The sequence below is a fragment of the Brevundimonas viscosa genome (assembly GCF_900116065.1).
Taxonomy (GTDB): Bacteria; Pseudomonadota; Alphaproteobacteria; order Caulobacterales; family Caulobacteraceae; genus Brevundimonas; species Brevundimonas viscosa.
The window spans coordinates 268,374-286,928 of sequence record NZ_FOZV01000005.1; the positions used below are offsets into that span (position 1 = coordinate 268,374).

General features: G+C 68.2%; 16 protein-coding genes and 1 pseudogene. 5 read left to right on the top strand and 12 right to left on the bottom strand.

Translation table 11 applies throughout. The features are described from left to right. Positions 1-89: 89 nt before the first annotated feature. The 6 genes and pseudogenes from BM333_RS11470 to BM333_RS11485 form a co-directional block, all read right to left on the bottom strand. Complete coding sequence (locus BM333_RS11470; RefSeq protein WP_245777251.1) at positions 90-722, bottom strand: alpha/beta hydrolase family protein; 633 nt, start codon at positions 720-722, stop codon at positions 90-92. Beyond that, positions 607-2,523 carry a hypothetical protein gene (locus BM333_RS16160; RefSeq protein ID WP_245777249.1) on the bottom strand — a complete coding sequence of 639 codons (1,917 nt, stop codon included), beginning with the start codon at positions 2,521-2,523 and terminating at the stop codon, positions 607-609. The genes BM333_RS11470 and BM333_RS16160 overlap by 116 nt, the downstream gene beginning before the upstream one ends. A 9-nt stretch (positions 2,524-2,532) precedes the next feature. Beyond that, positions 2,533-5,481: a TonB-dependent receptor gene (locus BM333_RS11475; RefSeq protein WP_092311484.1), complete on the bottom strand. Its 2,949-nt coding sequence runs from the start codon at positions 5,479-5,481 to the stop codon at positions 2,533-2,535. 82 nt (positions 5,482-5,563) lie between these two features. Next, the gene (locus BM333_RS11480; protein WP_245777252.1) at positions 5,564-6,262 is read right to left on the bottom strand and encodes a FecR family protein; all 699 of its coding nucleotides are present in this window, start codon (positions 6,260-6,262) and stop codon (positions 5,564-5,566) included. A 135-nt stretch (positions 6,263-6,397) separates the two neighbouring features. Further along, positions 6,398-6,559: pseudogene (locus BM333_RS16165) on the bottom strand (DUF4880 domain-containing protein); the annotation flags it as partial. A gap of 3 nt (positions 6,560-6,562) precedes the next feature. Continuing rightward, positions 6,563-7,060, bottom strand: coding sequence for an RNA polymerase sigma factor (locus BM333_RS11485; protein ID WP_177221876.1), 498 nt, complete (start codon positions 7,058-7,060; stop codon positions 6,563-6,565). An 874-nt stretch (positions 7,061-7,934) separates the two neighbouring features. Between BM333_RS11485 and BM333_RS15690 the strand changes: the two genes are divergently transcribed. From BM333_RS15690 to BM333_RS11505, 4 genes are all read left to right on the top strand, one after another. Next, on the top strand, positions 7,935-8,495 hold the full coding sequence (locus BM333_RS15690; protein WP_143105816.1) for a hypothetical protein: 561 nt from the start codon (positions 7,935-7,937) through the stop codon (positions 8,493-8,495). Positions 8,496-9,216: 721 nt separating this feature from the next. After that, positions 9,217-10,212 (top strand): hypothetical protein, encoded by a 996-nt coding sequence (locus BM333_RS11495; protein ID WP_092311496.1) that lies wholly within the window; start codon positions 9,217-9,219, stop codon positions 10,210-10,212. A gap of 358 nt (positions 10,213-10,570) precedes the next feature. Next, positions 10,571-11,572, top strand: coding sequence for a holdfast anchoring protein HfaB (gene hfaB, locus BM333_RS11500; protein WP_092311499.1), 1,002 nt, complete (start codon positions 10,571-10,573; stop codon positions 11,570-11,572). Between the two features lie 128 nt (positions 11,573-11,700). Continuing rightward, positions 11,701-12,069, top strand: a complete 369-nt coding sequence (locus BM333_RS11505; RefSeq protein WP_092311503.1) for a helix-turn-helix domain-containing protein — start codon at positions 11,701-11,703, stop codon at positions 12,067-12,069. 4 nt (positions 12,070-12,073) lie between these two features. Here the strand turns inward: BM333_RS11505 and BM333_RS15985 are convergent, their stop codons facing one another. Together BM333_RS15985 and BM333_RS15695 are read right to left on the bottom strand one after the other, a co-directional pair. Beyond that, positions 12,074-12,214, bottom strand: a complete 141-nt coding sequence (locus tag BM333_RS15985; protein ID WP_177221877.1) for a hypothetical protein — start codon at positions 12,212-12,214, stop codon at positions 12,074-12,076. A gap of 147 nt (positions 12,215-12,361) precedes the next feature. Beyond that, positions 12,362-12,712 carry a hypothetical protein gene (locus tag BM333_RS15695; RefSeq protein WP_143105817.1) on the bottom strand — a complete coding sequence of 117 codons (351 nt, stop codon included), beginning with the start codon at positions 12,710-12,712 and terminating at the stop codon, positions 12,362-12,364. A gap of 440 nt (positions 12,713-13,152) precedes the next feature. Here BM333_RS15695 and BM333_RS11515 point away from each other — a divergent pair, with 440 nt between their 5' ends. Next, positions 13,153-13,569, top strand: a complete 417-nt coding sequence (locus tag BM333_RS11515; RefSeq protein WP_092311509.1) for a hypothetical protein — start codon at positions 13,153-13,155, stop codon at positions 13,567-13,569. Between the two features lie 26 nt (positions 13,570-13,595). On the opposite strand, the gene BM333_RS11520 is transcribed toward BM333_RS11515, so the two are convergent. From BM333_RS11520 to BM333_RS15990, 4 genes are all read right to left on the bottom strand, one after another. Continuing rightward, positions 13,596-14,534 (bottom strand): hypothetical protein, encoded by a 939-nt coding sequence (locus tag BM333_RS11520; RefSeq protein ID WP_092311512.1) that lies wholly within the window; start codon positions 14,532-14,534, stop codon positions 13,596-13,598. A gap of 13 nt (positions 14,535-14,547) precedes the next feature. Beyond that, a complete protein-coding gene (locus BM333_RS11525) occupies positions 14,548-17,205 on the bottom strand; it encodes a fimbria/pilus outer membrane usher protein (RefSeq protein WP_143105818.1) in 2,658 nt (885 codons plus the stop codon). Further along, a complete protein-coding gene (locus tag BM333_RS11530) occupies positions 17,202-18,077 on the bottom strand; it encodes a fimbrial biogenesis chaperone (protein ID WP_092311518.1) in 876 nt (291 codons plus the stop codon). Before BM333_RS11530 ends, BM333_RS11525 begins: the two co-directional genes overlap by 4 nt. Before the next feature lie 119 nt (positions 18,078-18,196). Continuing rightward, positions 18,197-18,555, bottom strand: a 359-nt coding sequence (locus BM333_RS15990; protein ID WP_218151455.1) for a hypothetical protein, incomplete at its 5' end; no start/stop codon positions are given.

Sequence of the window (18,555 nt, forward strand, 5' to 3'; positions counted from 1 at the left end):
GCCAACCATCTGCAGCCGTCAAGCGGTCGTGGAGCTGCGCCCACGATCCTGGAACGTCCCCCCTCACCCGTACGCGTCCCACGGAACGGCTACTGCGCAGGCCTGGATCCTGCGGGAGAGACCCCCAGGGTGCGAGCGAACCAGGCGTCGATGCGCGCCCAGGCGTCGCGGATGGAGCCCGGGCTGACGAACAGGTGGTGCTCGCCCCAATAGGTCACCAGCTGAACGTCCTTGTCCTGCCGCCAAAGGGCGGTGAACAGGGATTCGGCCTCGGTGATCGGCACAAAATCCAGCTCGCCATGGAGCAGCAGGACCGGCGCCCGGATAGCGTCCGCCCGATAGAGGGGGCTGTGACCGCGGTATACTTCAGGAACCGCCCAGGGCGGGCCACCCATGGCGCCCTGACCGGTCTCAGCCCAACCGGCTCCTCGACGGGAGCTGACGCCGAACTCCGGGTTGGCGCGGCCGAAGCCGGAGAAGGCGCCCCAGGAGGCGGCGAGATCGGCCGGCCCAGAGAGAATGACGAAGCTGTGGATGCGCTCTGTCTCGGTCGCGAGCACCAGCCCCGCGTAGCCGCCGAAGCTATGGCCGAGGTAGCCGACCCGCTCACCATCGAGGTTGGGGTATTGGGCCAGCGCCGCGTCGAGCGTGGCGACGATCCGCTCTGTGAGATGCGCGGCCGGACCGTCCGGGCCGGTCGGCGGCAGGGCGGGAGTGAGCACCGCATAGCCCAGTCCCGCCAACAGTTGGACGTTGGCCATGGCGGAGAACTCCGCCGGGTTCCCCTGGGGACGCACCGATCCGCCGGGATAGGCTGTAATGATTACGGGCGTCCCCGGCCGCAGACCGCCCTTCGGGACGTACAGCCAGCTTTCCCCGTACCCCTCCGGGGCGCCGGGCGTGGTCACGGGCCGGGGTTCGGCGAAGGCGACGCCGGCATAGCTCCGGTTGAGCGTCATCAGTGGTCGGGGGGGGATGCCCCGGCGTCAGCAGCCGGAGCGTCTCGACCCCGTTTGCGACGACCCGGTCTACCGCGAGGCTTTCTGCGACAGCCCGGACACTGGCGGCGCTGCGGGCGATCCGGCGCGCGGAGCCGTTCACGTCGAGCCGCCAGAGCGATCCGTCGGCGGCCCGGGCGACCGTCCAGCGCCGCTGAGGCGGCGTGTTCAGGCGAAGGCGCGGCGAGGCCCAGTGAGTGAGGGTAGAGATGGAGGAAACGCGATCCGGCGCCTCGAGCCGCCCGATCCGGCCTTGGTCGTCGACCGCCCATGCCGCGCCGTCGGCCACGACGATCAGTCCATCGGACCAGACCGCCTCGAGGGGTCCCGGCGGCTCCGGAAGACCACGTGTGAGATTGATGGGGCCGTCCGCCTCCAGCCGGCGCCAGTCGGCGCGGCCGCCTTCGACCTCGCGAGCGAGGATGATCGGCGCATCGCCCATCCAGGCGGCCCGCACCGTCTCGAAGCTGGCGTCCCGCGTCTCGCCGACCTCAGGCAACAGTCGGCCGAGGTCGCCGGTTTCGACCCGGCGCTCTCCAGGGTCCACGATGAGCAGTCGGCCGGCCGTCGGCTTGCGCGAGGGGTCGCGGGCCCAGACGAGGAGCCGTGCGTCCTCCGACCACGACAGGAGACCGCTCGCGACATCGCAGCCGTTGCACGCAGACCAGGTCGCACCGGTCGCCAGGTCCAGGATGCTCAGCCGGCGCTCCTCTGGAGCGTCCCCCGGCCTCAGCGGTACATCCGGATCGACCGCAACGGGCGGGCCGCGATCAAGCAGCGCCAGCCAGCGGCCGTCCGGGGACAGGGCGATGTCCTGCGTCTGGCCTTCGGCAAGAATCGTCCGCTCACCCGTGCGCAGGTCGACGCGCAGGACCGTCGTCGCAGCCGACGGACTCCTGGGCTCGGCGAAGGCTCCCGCCCCCCAGACGGTTGCGGCGACCCCGCCGCCGGCGGTTATCCGCCGCCGCCGTTCGGTCTGCGCCATCGCGCGCGCAAGAGCGCCGATCTCGTAGGGCAAGTCGCCGTCGGTGCGAACGACCAGGATGAGCTCTTCGTCAGACCGCCAGATAGTGGTTTCGCCCTTCACCGGCGGCTCCGCTCCGACCCCGAGCCAGTGCACCTCCTCGCCGGCCGCCAACTCCGCCACGCCAGTCTCCCAGCGTTCGCGGGTCAGCCGGTGAACAACCATCCGCCGACCCGACGGCGAGAAGGCGCCAAGGACGACGCCGCGGCGATCCGGCTCGTCAAGGAGCGGCCGGGCGCGCTCCGGCGCGTCCGGCTCGGCGATCCACGCTTCGCTGGCGCTCCACGATCCGAGAAAGCCGAGGTCGAAACGCTCGGCGCTCTCGTAGGGCCCCCTGCGCTCGAACAGCACGTGGCGTTCATCGGGCGTGATGCGCACCGCACCGAAGCTCTCGCTCCTGAGCATGTGGTCGGCGGTGTAGGGTTCCCCCCGCGCCGGGAGCGCGGCGGACGCAAGCGCGAGCGCGAGCATCCCCGGCAGGAGCCGCAGGATTGAGGCCATGGCTGCGCCTCACCAGCGTCTGGTCAGTTGCAGCGAGACCACCCGACCGAGCACGCTGGCGTTGGCCGGATCGAACCCGAACCCCTGGGGATTGTCGTAGAAGGGCGGATCCTCGTCGAACATGTTCTGGACGCTGAGGGCGAGGTCGACGCCCTGAAGGAGGGGCAGGCCCGAGGGCGACCAGCGGAGCTGACCGTCCATGGTGGTCCAGGCGTCGATCGCATCGCCCCGAAGGTCGCGGTAGTCATCGACGTAGTTGACGCCGAGCCGACCCGACCAGTCCCGCCATGACCAGCGGGCCGCCGCCTTGAGGCGCAGGTCGGCCGGAAAACCGACGAGATCCACCAGTTGTTCGCGCGGCGCGACAGGCGTCAGCTTGCGGCTGTACTCCTCGACCCAGGTTCCGACGGCTTCGAGATCCAGGCGGTGGTCCCTTAGCTGGAAGGCGTAGCCGACGTTGAAGTCCACGCCGCGGGTCCGGAGCTCGCCCGTGTTGGCCCATCGACCGTCGAGGATCACCCGGAAGGCGGTCGCCGGGAATTGGCCCGGCTGGAGGTAGAAGGGACTGGCCAGATAGCTTTCGATCAGGGCCAGGTCGGCGGGGTTGGCTGGATCCACCCGGGTCAGGAAGGGTTCGAGGGCCGGGTTGCCAAGCGCCGTGGTGAGGTTGCTTGAGGCGGGCCGGCCGATCCGATCGTCGAACCGGATGTCGAAATAGCCGACGCCGAACCGGAGACCGTTCGGCCGCGAGACCTCGAATCCGGCGGTGAGGCTCTCGGCCTGCTCCGGCTGCAGGTCCGGATTACCGCCGAGATGGATCAGGGTGAGTTGACTGCCGCTCGGCGAGGCCAGGTTGGCGGCGCCGATCTGCACACGCTCGTAGAGCTCCGTCAGCGCCGGCGCCCGGAAAGATGTTCCCCAGCTGGCGCGGGCGACGAATCCCTCGCCCGGCTCCCAGATCAGGCCGAGCTTGGGGTTCGTGGTTGTGCCGAAGTCGCTGTACGATTCCGTGCGGGCGGCAAGGCTCAACTCCAGCCTTCTCAGTCCAGGGCGGGCGTTGGCCTCGCCGAACAGCGGGGCGCGCACCTCCAGAAAGCCGGCCTGGATTTCGCGATCGCGCAGCGGGGTCAGGTTCTCGCCAGGCGTCAGGCCTGAGCGGAAGCTGGAGCTGCGGTTGCGCAAGGTCTCCCGGCGATAGTTCACGCCGGCGGCCAGCTTCAGCGGACCGGCGGGCAACGACATGACCGTGCCGTCGACCATGGCGTTGACCGTTTCGACGCGGCTGCGCGCCCAGTCGCGATCAAAGCCCTGGCTGATGAACTCCAGGACCCGCGGGGTGTTGGCCGAACCGGAGCCGAACAGGTTCAGATAGCCGTCGCGCGCAGCGCTGAACGAGGTGCCCGGATTGTCGGGGACTGAGCCCAAGGCCTCGTTCAGGAAGGTGGTGTTGACCTGGTTCTCCTGGGCTCCGTGGTTCTTCTCCTCGGCCCATGATCCGTAAAGGTCCAGCGCCCAGTCGCCGCCGAGCCCCACGTCGACGCCAAGCGTCGCAGCAAGGCTCCGTGAGCGGCCCGAGCGCTCGGTCGGACCGAGCTCACGGCCGAAGTCGTAAGCGACAAGGTGCGAGGTCGAGCCGTTGGGAGACACGAACCAGGGATTGGCGGCCGTGACGGTGTAGAGCCCCCCAGCCGAGATGCTTGCATACTCGTAGGTTCGTTCGCTGTAGCGCAGATCCCCCGAAACCTCCGTACGTTCGCCCAGGTCCTGCCGGAAGCGAGCGTAGGCGGTCTGCCGCTCCTGGGCCGGGAGCAGGTCCATGCCCTCGCGTCGATTGGAGAGATTGGCCTGGCCGGCGGCGAAGTCCGCGGGCGTTCGAGCCACGCCGTCGAGCCCGGGGCGAATGGCGAATGCGGAGACGAAGGCGCCGACCCCAGGGTCGAAGCGAGCGATGTTTCCGGGTGAGCCGTAGATGTTCCGGTAGTCGCCGCCGCCCCACGGCCTCAGATCCCCGGTTGCGGTGTAGGCGCGGTCCGCTGTGTTGAGGGATCCGGAAGACTGATACTCGAAGCTGCCAAGCACTGAGCCGGTCGCCCAGCTTCGCCCGGCGAGATGAGAAACCAGGAGGTCTTCGGCCCCGCCCCGGGCGGCGCCGGCCCGCAGCCGGCTCTCATGCCCGTCGAAAGACCGCTTCAGGATGACGTTGACCACCCCGCCGACGGCATCCGAGCCATAGAGGGCGGAAGCGCCGTCGAGCAGCACATCGATCCGCTCGAGCGCAGCGCCCGGGATAGCCGAGAGGTCAGCGAACTCGCCGCGGGACCCGGTGCCGGCGACCCTCCGACCGTTGACGAGCACCAGGGTGGAGTCTTCACCGAGGCCCCGAAGGTTGACGCCGGTCGAAAGCGAACTGTTGCTGCCCTGGGCGTCGTTCAGGGTCAGCAGGGTCCCGGGCGTGGCTGAGCCGGCATAGCTCTGCGGAAGGGTGGTCAGCAGATCCGCCGCTGTCGCCGCGCCCGAAGCGTCGAGATCGGCCCGCGAGATCACTGTCACCGGCGACGGGGTTTCCCCCGGCCCCCTGAGCAGGGTGCCGGTCACCACGACGTCGTCGATCTCGATCGGGCCGGCGAGATCCTCGGCCGGAGCCGCGCGGCGCAGAACGATCACCCCGGGTCGACTGGTCGACCAGACGAGGCCGCTGCCTGCCAGGAGACGGTTCAGCGCCGCCTCGGGCGAATGACGGCCGGACACGCCGGGGGTGCGCAGCCCCGCCACCAGTTCTGCCGTGTAGAGAAGCTGGACGTCGGCCTGGGCGGCGTAGGCGACGAGCGCCGCGTCCAGCGCTCCGGGCGCAATCTCAAAGTCGCGGGCTTCCTGGGCGCACGCGCTGGAGCCCAGGGCGGCCGCTATGACAGGGGCGCAGGCGGCGCCGTTCATGAGGCTGCAGAATCGGATGGTCATGGTCTTCGTCCCCTCCGACGCAAGGTCGCGTCGAACAGGAGACGCCGGGGCATCCGCTCATCTGAGCAGGCCGCCGAAATTTTTATCCGCCGGGGGATGGCGCGAGGCGAACGCCGCCGTCCGCCTGGGGTCGGGCGCTCAGGCCGAACAGGTCCGAAGCCGCCGAGACAAAGGCGTCCCGGTCGCCAGCGGCGAAAACGCCGTTGACCGGAACATTCTCGGCGGCCGGGGCGGCCAGGATGATCTTCTCGGGGAGGTATCGATTGACCTCGGCCACGGCCTCGGCGAGCGGCGTGCTCTGGAACACCAGTCGTCCGGTCGACCAGCTCGTCGCGGCCTTGGCGTCGACGTCGACCGGGGTGGAACCGGTCAGCGAGGTGCGCACCTGCTGGCCGGGCGTCAGTCGCCAGCGCCGAGGCTCCATAGGGGCGTCCTCGACCACGGCGACGGCCCCCTCGACCAGGGTTACACGTACGCCCGCCGTCTCGCGCCGGACATCGAACACGGTGCCAAGCGCAGTGATTTCGACGTCCCCAGCGGCCACGCGGAAAGGTCGGGAGGCGTCGCGGGCGACCATGAACAGAGCCTGTCCCCGCTCGAGCAGGATCCGACGTTCGGCCTCCCCGAAACGAACCTTCACGCGGGTGTCGGTGTCCAGTTGGATGCGGGAGCCGTCGTCCAGTCGAACCAGACGCTGGCCGCCGACCTCGGTGGCGTAGGTGTTGCGGCTCGGGAGCCAGAGGGCCAGCGCGAGAGCCGCGACGACGGCGGGAACTGTCAACGCGACGGCCGGGAGCGCGCGGCGGACCCAAGCGCGTCTCGGCCGCGGCCGGCTGGACCTGAGGGCGGCGCGGGTCGCCGCCTGGATGTCCCGGTCGCCCGCCAGACTTCCAGCGCTGCGCCACAGCGCTTCGACTTTGGCGTAGGCTTCAGCGTTGCCCGCCTCCCTGCGCCAGAGCCTGAACTGTTCGAGCGTGGCTGCCGAGACAGGCCGTTCGCCAAGTCGGACGTGCCATTCGGCTGCTTCTCTGTCGGCAGCGCTGTTCCCGACCTGCGGGTCGCCCATGGCGCTCCCCATCAGCTACAGCCGCAACTGGGCTGCGCAGTATTCCAGCGCCTTCTTCATCCGCCACTGCACGGTGGTCACCGGAATGTTCAGACGTTCACCGATCTCCTGATACTCCAGATGAGCGAAACGGCTCAAGACGAAGACGTCGCGAAGCCGGGGCGGCATGCCAAGGACGATCTGCTTGAGGAGTACGAGGTCGACCTGGGCTGGAGGATCGGCCGCAGGCGCGGGGTCGGCGCGGTCGCCCTCGACGATCGGGCGCGGACCGCGTCGGCGGGCGCGATCGACGGCCAGGTTATCGACGATTTTCAGCAGAAGGGCCTTCGGGTGCTCGATGAGACCCTTGCGGCTGTACGGCGCCGCCCGGATCCAGGCTTCGTGGACCATGTCCTCGGTGTCGTCGCCGAAGCGTTTTCGCAGGCGTGCATTCAGCCAGCCGGAGTAGGCTCGATAGAGGTCATTGAGGCCGGCGTCGGCCTGCCTCTCCTTCAAGTCCTGGGATCGATGCACGAGTTCGCCTCCATGTGACGAGGCGTCCCCGGTGGAAGCATCGGGGTTCGAGATCCTGTTTGAGGTGCACGCGACCGCTTTCGCCCGAACAGGCGGGGATATGCGACGGCGGCGCCGCAGGCACGGCGGGCGGGTGTTCTGATCGTCTCAAGCAAGGTTCTCACGCCTCGGCGCCGCCGCTGACGGCGCATGCGAAGCTTGAATCAAGGCTCGAGGGTTTGCAAGCGGGCCCTGTTCAGCGGCCACCTCGCGTCGCCACCCGACCCAGTTCCGTCGCCCCTGGGACTTTTCCCCTTGCCGGGCTTGTGCGGGTGTCCGCGCGATTTCCCGGAGCCCGCTCGAACTCCGCATCATCGTGTTCCGGCGACCCGCACTTGCGAACCCGCTCCCGTAGAAGATGACCGGACTCGTGAAGCCGAAACATTCCCGAAGCGGCCAGGCGTAATCGGTTGGGACAATGCCGCTTCGGCTCCGATGCGAGACGAAGCGATATCCTTCGACCTGTATGGCTACGACGCCTGACCGTCGGTCTTACTGGCTCAAGCTCATCGCTCGACCGGGCGCGAGGCCCGCCAGTGCTCGGACACACTGGATTTCTCAGCTCACAAAAATCAGAACGCGCGCGGAGAGATCGGTGCACCGATTTCTCCAGAGGACGATGTAGCCGCGCGCAACAGCGCGCCATGACCTGGACGCGGTCAGTCGTTGTGCGACGCAGGTCTGCACCGGGCCTCGGGGAGGCGGACGGGAATATTTCGTCGCGCCAATCCCTTAACTTTCGCGTTAACCGATTTTGGGGTTGTCAGAGCCCAGGCATTCAACCAATTGTGTCAAGTTTGGGGCTGCAAGTTTTCAATGAGCGCATGGGGTTCAGATGGCGACCGTGCATGAGACTTGGGGGGCGGAGCGATCGCGACTGGCGCGGCGTAGCTTTGCTGCAATCGCCGGCGCGCCAGCAATCACCCCTCGCGGCAGTGTAAGGATCGGCGCGGTGGCAAGCCGTTCACGAGCATCCAGGGCCGGAGATCTGTGGTTCGCCCTCGACCCTTCGCTGCTCTTCCTGGTGGATGGTGATGGACGCCTGGTATCCGCCAATCCCGCCGGCGAAGCGGCGATAGCGAACGGGCAATTGTTGTCGCTGGGCACCGGCGCCTTGGGGTTCGGATCCGCCGACTGTGACGCGGCTTTCCTTGCGGGGGTCCGGAAGGTCGCCGACAAAGGCGGCCGACTGCGGTTGGTTCTGCGCCAGCGCCACGGCGGCTGGGTGGGAGCCGGCCTGTACGGCGCGCCTGACGAGGGTCTGGTCATCGTCGCCCTGCAAGAAGAACTCAAGCCGACAGCGGCGGCGATGGCGGCCATGAGTGACGCGTTTCATCTGACGGCGGCCGAGGCGGATGTGCTGCAGCACCTGCTGGCGGGCGAGTGTCCGAAGTGACAGCAGGGCGCTCGCACCAGCGGTTGTGACGGACGTCAGGGCAAGGCCTCACGACAACGAGTATTTAACGGGCGTCAGGCAAGATCTTGAGCACCTCGGGAGGAGATGTCATGGACGTCGACTGGTCGGATCTTCGTGCGATGAGGCGGACCGTTCGTGCGCCAGCCGACGCCCCGGCCTGGGAGAAGTTGAACGCCGCCATTGTCGCGGCCCGACTTGCCCACCGCGTCGCCAACTGCGGCTCACGTCAGCCCCTTTCTCCGCATGGATTGCGAAAGCTCCCTTGCGCCTGAGGAAAGTCCGGTTCGCCTTCTCGGACGGCGACGATGCGGGCCTGCAGCTGACTGGCTGTGGCTGAAAGTGCGCCGGTCCAGACTCGCCAGCGAAGACGCCGCGGCGTCTGACCGTCCGGTCCAGGCGGCCAGCGAGGCGATGCCCAGAAGATGGACCGGGCGGACTGGCCGACGCTGAGCCATTCCCCGGTCGGTCGCGCACGCCAGACCATACTCGCGCCCCATGCTGTTCGATTTACCGCAGAACGCCCGCCGCTGCGCGCCGGAACCTGAAGGGCGCGCAGCGGCGCGCAGGCCGTTCCCAGGAGCCGGCGTCCCGGCAGGGTCTCACGCCTCGCCCGCCCGCAGACGCCTGGGCGCGATGGGGCCTTCGAGGCGCGGCCCGAGGCTTGCGCGGGGCACGGGGCCACTTCGGAGCCCGTGCCAAGATGAGACACACCCTTGTCCTCGCCGCACTCGCGGCCTTAGCCGTCAACGCACCGGCGCTCGCCGGCGAGCGCCCCCCGGGCGGAGGCCATGACCGACCGACCTGCCCAGGCGGGTGCGGCGGCGGTCAGCACCGCCCGCCTCCGGGCTATGGCGGCGGGCGGCCGGACATCAACGTCAACGTCAACGCCAACGCCAACGCCCATGCTTCCGCCTATGCGGCGGCGGATGCGCGGAGCTATCTGAACGCCCGCAGCTATGCCGTCGACAGCGGCCGTCGGGGCGGCGGAGGCGGCTCCGTCTATATCGGTGCGGGCGGCTATTCGGAAGTCGGCTACATGGAGACCGGCGGCTACTATGCCTCCGCCGAGACGCTCGGGCCTCCCCCCGTCAGCGCGCCTTTCGGTTATCGCGTGTCGGGCTACGGGCGAACCTACATCGGCTGGCGGCCCGCCTGGCGGCGCGACCGTTGTGACTGCGCGCCGCCGCCGCGCGTGGTTTACGAAGACGTCTATCGTGAGGAGGCCTGGGAACGGGAAACCTACGAGGCCCGCCACGCATCGCGCTATCACGAAACCTACCGCAGCCATGCCTCGGACGATCGCAGGGTGCTTGTGGAAGCGCCTCCAATCTACGTCCGCGGGCCTGCGGTGCATGTGGCGGCCCAGGAGGTCTATTTGGAGCCGCCCGAGGTCCACGTTGCGCCGCCAGTCTATGTGACCCCACCGCCCGTCTATGTGCAGTCGCCGCCTGTCTATGTGGCGGCGCCGGAAGTCCGCGTGGAGGCTCCGGTCGTCCATATGCCGCCGCCCGTCTACGTGACCCCGCCGCCCGTCGAGGTGCAGGCGCCGCCTGTCTACGTCGCACCTCCAGAGGTCCACGCGGCGCCGCCTCCGCCGCCGCCCCACCATCTCGGGGACCTGCCTCCGCCGGACGCCGTTCCTCCGGCTCCGCCGCCCCGACACAACTACCGGCAGGAACCCGGCGAACGGGGATGAGGGACGCGCCGAAGGATTGAGTTCTCCGGGCGCTGTCGGCTCAGCCAAGCCGTGCCGGCAGGCCGGCGCGGAAGAGCCGCATCAGCCAATCGGCCAGGGAGCGCTTCGCCCGGCGTCCGAGGGCGGCTCGCCTGCCTCGTCCGCGCACCAATACGACGACCATCGCGCATCCTCCGTCACGGTTCATCCCAAGGGACGACCCGCCCGGAAGGTTCAACAGGCAGGTCGTCCTGCCGGACGGGGAGTTGGGGCGTCGGTCCGGCCCGGGTACAGCTACGCTAACCGAGCGGCCATGTCACCAAGCTGTTAACCTTCTTCGTCGATTCCTGGTCGGCGAAGCAGGCAGGGAGAGGCGGCGATGCGGGGCCCGATCAGACGTTTGGGAGCGCTGGCGGTCCTCCCCGCCCTGCTGTCGGGCTGCATCTCCTCGTCGGCCGGCCCGCAAGGCGCCTATGCGACGCCCATCGGCAATGCGCCGGTGATCGCCAACCCGACGCCCTACTCCGCCGCCCTCTATTGCATGGCGGACTACGCCCGACGCTACAACCTGCCCTCCCCGCGCATCGCGGTGGGCCGGATCAGCGACTACACCGGCACGGTGTCGGCCGACGGTGGACGCCAGATCACCGGCGGCGCCTCCTTGATGGCCATGACCGCCCTGGCCAAGTCCGGCGCGCGCATCGTCGAACGCTACGACACCTCGGTCTCCGAGATGGAGCTGCGCTACGCCAACAACCGACTGATCGGCGACGAGGGCGCGGGCGGCGCGGACGACGTCCAGTACCGCCGCATCCTGGCCGGTTCGGTCCCCGGCACCGACTTTTATATCATCGGCGGCATCACCGAGGTGAACTACAACATCCGTTCAGGCGGCTTCGACATGGCCGCCGGGCAGGTCGAGACCGACACGCCGCTGTCGACGGCCTTCTCGGGCAAGGCCTTCGTCATGAACGTGGCCATCGATCTGAGGCTTGTGCAGACCACCACGCTCGAGGTGGTCGACGTCATCTCCTACCAGAAGCAGATCATCGGTCGGGAAATCTCGGCGGGGGTGTTCGACTTCCTGAACGGCAATGTCTTCGACATCTCCGCCGGCGAAGGCGGACTGGAGCCGGTGCAACTGGCGGTGCGGGCCCTGATCGAGCGGGCCACTGTCGAGTTCATGGCCAACCTCTACGGCGCGCCGGGGCCCGAGATTTGCCTCTCAGCCGGTCCTGACCCGCTGGGCGGCACGGTCGGCGCGACCGGCGGCTACTACCCGGCCTACCCCAACACGGACACGAACAATGGCGACACCCGCGCGGATCCGTCTCGCTGGCACGATGGCCGCGACGGCGCTGTGCGCCGCAGCCGCTACTGAGACGGGCAGGCGGCGACGGGGCCATTCCGCAGCCTGACTCCGCCGCCACCCTCTTAGGGCAACCATCGAACTTAACCATGGATTAAGGCTGCGCTACAAGGCGTTCTTGATCAGAAGCGGAGCTTGGGATGGCAGGCAGCGGAAATCCGCCGGCGGCGGCGAGCAAGGCCGCCGCGATCAGGGAGCTTGCCGAGACCGGAATGAGCGGCAGGGCGATCGCCCAGCGCCTGCAGATCAGCACAAACCACGTTTACAGCAGCCTGGCGCGCGATCGCGCCGAAGGGCGGGCCGCACGCCCTGCGCCCCGACGGCGGCGCCTGAAGGCGGAGGCCTTTGATATCCGTCAGGTCGCTGCATCGGGAGGTCTGACGCTCCGAGCCGCGGACCTGGCGGCGATTGGGCTCGGCCCTGGAAGCGACGTTGTGGTGGTGCGGCTGGAGACGGAGATCCGCCTCCTGTCGCGCGAAGAGGCGGCGGACCGGCTCGCGCTGGCGTGACGGATCAGGTCCCGACCCCGGCAAGCAGCCAGCCTGTCAGAGCCGAGATGAGGACCAGCTCCGCCACGACGACGAAGTAAAGCCAATCGTGCCGCACCGCGTGGAGGATGCGCTCGAGCAGGCGACCGGTGTCAGGATTGTGCATGCTGCGGCCTAGTGAAGGAGGCCCCGGTCCCCGGCCGGGTCCGCTGCGGATCGCGAGAAGGCCTCCTGGGGATCCTTTGCGATCCGGACTGTGCGCTCGGCCGCCACCTGGCCCGAAGGCGCCCGCAACCGGGTCACCAACAGGACCTCATGTCCGGAGCGACGGATCATCAAGGTCTCTCTGGCCATTTGCGACTTCCCCCTGTTGGCGCAGTTCTCGCTCCTCGGCGGCCGATGGCAAGTCCGCTCTCCCGGCAGGGGAACTGTCTGGCGGCGTGGCGCCGACCGAAGCGCCAAGGAGGGTGCTGCGTCGCCAGTTCGGACTGCAGATTTCGGCTTCCAGGCTGGAGTCGAGCAGGCGGGCCGCCACCGCCTTGGCCGCTGCAAGCGCTTCGTTCCCGTCGCAGGCGCTGCCTTCCGCGAGTTCGGCGTCCCCATGGACCAAGCTCCAGCGCCAGACCTTGTCGCCCGCGGAAAGGTGGATCGCGACCCGGATCATGCGGAGCCCCCCACGGAGGGATGGGGCGCCGCCCCTGGGGTCGCCTGCCCCGGAACGTTCGCGTCACCCCGGGCTCCAACGTCCCGGGGCTTGTGTGAAGCGCGATCAGGTCGAGCCGCAACCGGTCGGCGCACGAACGCGAACAGGCAGGCCGCCGCCAATGGCACGGATATGAGGACCAGGACGGTCATCACCTCAGACATGATCCCCTCCCCCTGTGCCATCCCGGCACAGAGAATGTCACCCAAGCCGCTATTGCAAGGCTCGTGCGAAGTCTCGCGGCGAGGGCCGCCCTTCACAGGGTTTACTCGACGTTAGGCACGCTCGGTGGCAGGTCGCTAAGGATAGCGTTTGGGGAAACGCTAAGCATAGGACTTAAGAGCAACTTCAACCGCATCCCGTACAAACAATGCAGACTGAAACCTTTGATCAGGTGCGGGATGCGAACCTTCAAGAAGGGCCTGCTCGTCGGCGCCGTTCTCTTCTTCGGCGCCTCGGCTCTCCCCACCGCGGCCGCGGCAGGTCCAAACGCGGGTTATCGCCTGGTGGCTCGCGTGCCGGTCGCCTGCTGGGTCCGGCCCGAGGGCGGACCGATCAACAGCGACACAGGCTCGGGTCGGGTGGTTGAGGCCTGCAACAGCCCGGGCGGCTTCGCCGTGCATGCCAGCTACCGCACGCTGGATGGGGATGAGGACGCCCTCTTCCACTATGGTGATCGTCAGATCCAGCTGCCGCACAGCGGCAACGTCTTGCTGCGGCGCTCCGGCATCGCCCAGATCAGAAGCGTGGACTACCGCTTCGAAAAGACCACGCTGAAGGCGCCTGTGGTGATGGTTCTCACCATCCAGCCGATCTGATCGCAAGCGCCTTCGCCAGCTCCGCCCTACATGGGGGCCAGCGTCAGGGTGAGGAGATCGCTGTAGCGCCCTGCCCGCTGACCTGCGGTCTGGCCCACGGTGACGACGAGCGGATAGGTGTCGTTTCGCAGGCCAGGACCCGGCGTGGACTGGAAGGGGGCAGGATTGATCAGATCGATCGGCACGCCGCCCAGGCTCATAGCGTAGGGCACCGCCCAGTCGCCGCTGGACTGCACCAGTCTTCCCTGATTGCGGGACTGCACGACGACCCGGTACCCGCGGGTGCCCCGCACCCACAGATTGACCGGATCATTGGTACGCCCGGGCGTGAGTTCACCGAGGTTGATGCTGGCCACGCCGTTCTGACGCTGGAAGGTTCCCGTCAGCCCCATGACCGCCGAGGGCCGGACATTGATGGCGAGGGTGACGTCGCGCTCAGCCTCATGGATCACGCTGTTGCGCCGGCGCAGACCGACAGCGACGGTCTGCTGGTAGAGGCCGTCGCCTCCCAAGTCCTCGACGTCGACGGACAGCCCGAAGGTCTGCACGACGCGCTGGCCAGGTTCGACCCGCAGGGGCGGACCGTTGAACTGGCCGTTCCATGAGCTCGTGTAGGGCGTCAGGTCCGCGCCAGTGCTCTCGTTGACGAGGCCGTAGCGCAGAAGGTCGGAGGACGGCAGGGTCTGGCTGCGCAGACCATAGGCCTCGCCCCGGGTGGTGACGGTGGGATCGCCGATGCACGCCTTGTCGCCCTGGTTGATCCAGGTCATCTGGAACTGACCATAGGCCGGGGCGCCCGAGAAGGGGTCGTAGGATTCGATCGTCCAGCGCGAGGCGCCGGGTTCGATCAGCAGCCGGCACCCGACGGGAACGCCAGCTGGGCTCTGGGCGGCGGCGATGGAGGACCAGCCGAGACCGGCGGCCGTGCACAGGGCGAGGATGGCGGCGACACGTCTTGCGGTCATGCTGGATCTCCCATCAGCTCACGGGAACCTGGATCGAGATGGTTTGCAGGTTGAGTAGCCCGTCGCTGTCTATCGGCACCTGGAACTCAAACACCTGGCGAGGGGTGGTGAACAGCTCGACCCGATAGGACTTGCCCGGCTCGAGGCCCTGGATGGCGAACCGGCCGACGGAGTTGGAGAAGAACGGCTCCCCCGCCGAGGTCGGATCGTCCGCGGGACGAACGCGTCCCGACACCAGGGCCAGGGGAACATCGTTCAGCCCGACAATCGATCCCACCGCGCTCACGAAGGCGTTGGTTCCGATCTCCAGGCTGTAGCCGCTCCGGTAGGACGGGTGGACGCGGATGATGCCCTCGCCCAGGTCGTAGCCCGAGGGAGCGTCGACGACGTCATAGCGGAGAGACTGGTTGTAATAGGAGGCGAGCGAGTTCGCCAAGGCGGGCCCGAGCGCCCCGCTGGAGGCCTGATAGCGGCCGCCCTCCAGGTTGTCGCCGGTGATCACCTGTCGGCCTTCCAGCGTGGGGTGGCCGCGCACGATAGCGAAGCTGTCGCCGATGCGCCGGCCGATCGCCACCTTGCCCCCGGCGTAGGCTATGCTGCTGCTGACCGCCGCAGCGGTGACCTGGTCGTCGCCCACGGTTTCGAAGTCGCGCCCGAAAGCCGTATGGGACAGGGTCGCGTCGAAGCGGTTCGCGATATAGGTGGCCGATCCGCTCGCGTTCACCGGCCCGTCGCTGTAGTTCAGCTGTCCGCTGTATCCGAATGCGCCGACATGGTTGTCGACCGACTGGCCGTAGCTGACCGAACCACTCTTGCTGGCGCTGTCGTAGCGCGCATCCAGCCGGCGATCGTAGCGGGGCTGCCAGGTCAGGGCGATGTTGAACCCGAAATCGTCGCGATCGATCGGACCGCCCGGGACCTCCTGATAGCGGACGCCGGCCTGGACGGTGAGGGTCTCGGTGACGCGGTAGGCGAGATCGGCGCCGACCAGATAGGAGTCCTCAAAGCCATTGCGGCCACCCTGGTAGGAGACCTGCAGCTGCCCGTACAGATCATCGCTGAACGCGCGCGAATAGGCGCCCGTGAGGGTGAAGGCGATGGGGCTATTGCCTTGGGGATTGCCGAGGTTGGCGAACTCCTGGGAGACATAGTCCAGCTGCAGCAGCGCCTGGTCCACGACCTCGCCGCGATCGATCAGGAAATCGTAGGTGACGGCGCCGGCGTAGCCGAAGCCCAGATCGCCGTTGCTGACCGCTGCGTCGAATGAAAGCCGCTGGCCGGCCGCGAGGATATACTGGGTTTCGCCATCCAGCATCTGGACGTCAGGACTGACCTGGAGCCCCACGCCGATCGCCGGGCGGTCGACGAAAGCCTTGCGGAAATAGCCGGTGAAGGCGAGGTCGCCGCTGCTGTAGTCGGGCGAGCCGACGGTGAAGGGCGAGGTGACGCCGAGGAAGGCGCCGTACTCATAGTCCCCGGGCTCGAGGTCGATCGCATCCAGATAGGATCGATACGCCACCGACGAGCTTCGGCCGGCGTCGTCCACGATCTGGAGCTCGACGTCGTTGCTGCCGGTCAGCAGCGGCAGGTTGGAGATGTCGTAGCGACCGGGATCGAGACGGAATTCCTGCAGCATGACCCCGTTGCGAATGACCCGGACGGTCGACTCGGACTGCAGGATGAACTCACGATTGCCGGCCAGGAAACCCGGGCGGAAGGAATCGAACCTGCGGGTCTGGCGGGTGACGCCGACCCCGCCGATGTTGACGAACCCCTGCCGGTTGCGGGTCTCGGTTTCGAGATCGCCCAGGGTCCAGCGGCGGAAATCCTCCGGCTGGTCGTAGACCAGTCGGGCATAGCGGCGATCGACTTCGTAGGTCCCCAGGAACTGCTCTTCGCGCCCCTGAAAGTCGAACTCGAAGACGCCATGGCCGTAGCGCACGGCCCCGTTCAGGAACACGCTGGGGGTCGGGTAGGCGCCGTTGAATCCGGCCGGATCGCGCCGGAAGGCCACGACGGTGGAGTTGAGGTAGGCGCTGAACGGTTCGGGAGCCAGCGCCGGCTCCTCCGGCTCGCCGCCATCAAAAAGAGACTGGGTGGCCCGCTTCGCGGGATCAATGCGAAGTACGAGGATGGACAGGGCGGTCGGGTCATAGTCGAGCACGATTCCGATGCTCGCCAGATCACGGGCCTCAAAACCGTCCCGGCCCTCCAGCGCGCCTGCGAGCTCCGCCCGCCCCTGCTCGTTGAGCAGCGGCGCAATCAGCTCCTCAAAGCTCGCGCTGGCCACGATGAAGCGGTCATCGCGGGTGAGCAGGACGTCGACTTCCCCCAGGGTCCGCCGGTTGAAGGTGAGCGGGACCGTGAGGTTGAGGTCGCGGTCGTAGGGATTGATGTCGACAGGCCGGGCCGGCGGCGCGTCCTGCGGCGGCGGCGGCGGCGATGCGTCCCCCGGGACGATCAGTGACCCTGCGGCCTGAGGGGCGGGATCCTGCCTCAGAACGAGCGGGGCCCCCACCGTCAGCGCCTCGTCGAACACGCCCGTCAGGCCGTACCGGGCAGACGTGACGATGGGCAGATCCGCGTCGGCGGCGGCGTCCGAAAAGGCGTGGGCGAGCCCGGGCGGCAGCCCGGCCGCAATCAACAGGATCGATATCCCCGGCCGTTTCATCGCGAGAAGCTGACCCTGATCGGTCGACCCGGGGCAAAGGCCTGACCCGTCGGCACATCGAAGGTCCGCCGGCCCCCGGCGGGCGCAAGATAGCCGACGCCGACCGCCTCGTTCACCTGGGTGGCGCTGAGCACGACCCGCAGCGGCTCGCCGTCAACGCCCGTTCCTTCAAGCGTCCAGTCGGCTGCGCTCATCATGGCGTAGCGGGTTCCGGTATTGCGGAGCTCGACGGAGACGCCGGGGCGCATTTCCTGTGTTTCCGGCGCGGGGGCGGCGCCCCCCAGCGCGGGGTCCACCTCCACAGCGGTCTGGGGCGCTGCGGCCACCATCGTGGGCGTGGCGGAGATGACGCGAACCTGCGGCTCGGCGCCGGGAGGGGCGACCGTCAGGAGAGACTTCATATTGTAGACGACCTGCAGCTGCCCGCCCACGGCGGCAGCCTCCCCGTCTCCGCTGAGATCCACGGGGATCTGGTGGATCCCGACATAGTAGGCGCGCGACAGGGCCAGGTCCGGATCGCCGATCCACTGGACGCGGACGACCTGACGGCCGCCGACGGGAACGATGCCCTGCGGCGGAAAGACCAGGAAATCCTCGTCGGCTGGCGTCTCGATCATTTCGCCGTCTTCGCCGAACTCGAGACGGGTGATCCGCGTCTCGAACGGCAGGGCGGTTGAGCCGACGTTCTGGACCTCGATGCGGGCCGAGGATCCGGCGCCGCGCGTGGTGATCTCGACCACCATCGGAGACACCCTCATGGCGTCCGCTGTGGTGGCGAAGGTCGCCAGTGCGATCGTCGTGAGCGCAAGCAGGAGACGGACAGGCCGAGCCGCCCGCGCGCCGATCTGCGCCAGTGTCGCGTGATTGATCATAATGTGCCCCGCCGACTTCAGTCCTGCTGCTTTAGTTGGCTCTCAGCAGGTTAAAAACTTGCTCAACCCGGTGCCCCCTGGGCCGCCCCGGAGACGGATGTCTCCGGGGCGGGTTGGGCTTACTGAACGGTCAGGGTGACGTTGACCGTGTCGGTGTAGGTGCCGGCCAGCAGCGACAGCGACGGCGGCGGGACGTTGACGTTCATGGTGAACACCGACTTCCAGGCGCCGTGCAGCTGCGAGTCAGTCTGCTCGCTGGCGTCGACGTTGAACGAGCCGGCCTGGGCCGCGGCCGAGTTCGGGGCCGAGCCGTTGAAGGCGACGGCGACCGAGTAGGGCAGCTTGTTGGTGAACTGGGCCGGATCGTAGCCCGAGGTCGACGGGTTGCTCATGCCGTCCGGGTTGCCCTTGGTCACGCGGACCAGGTTGCGGGTGTTGCAGCCCGCCACGTTGGTCTGGATCTGGGCGGTGGCCGGGG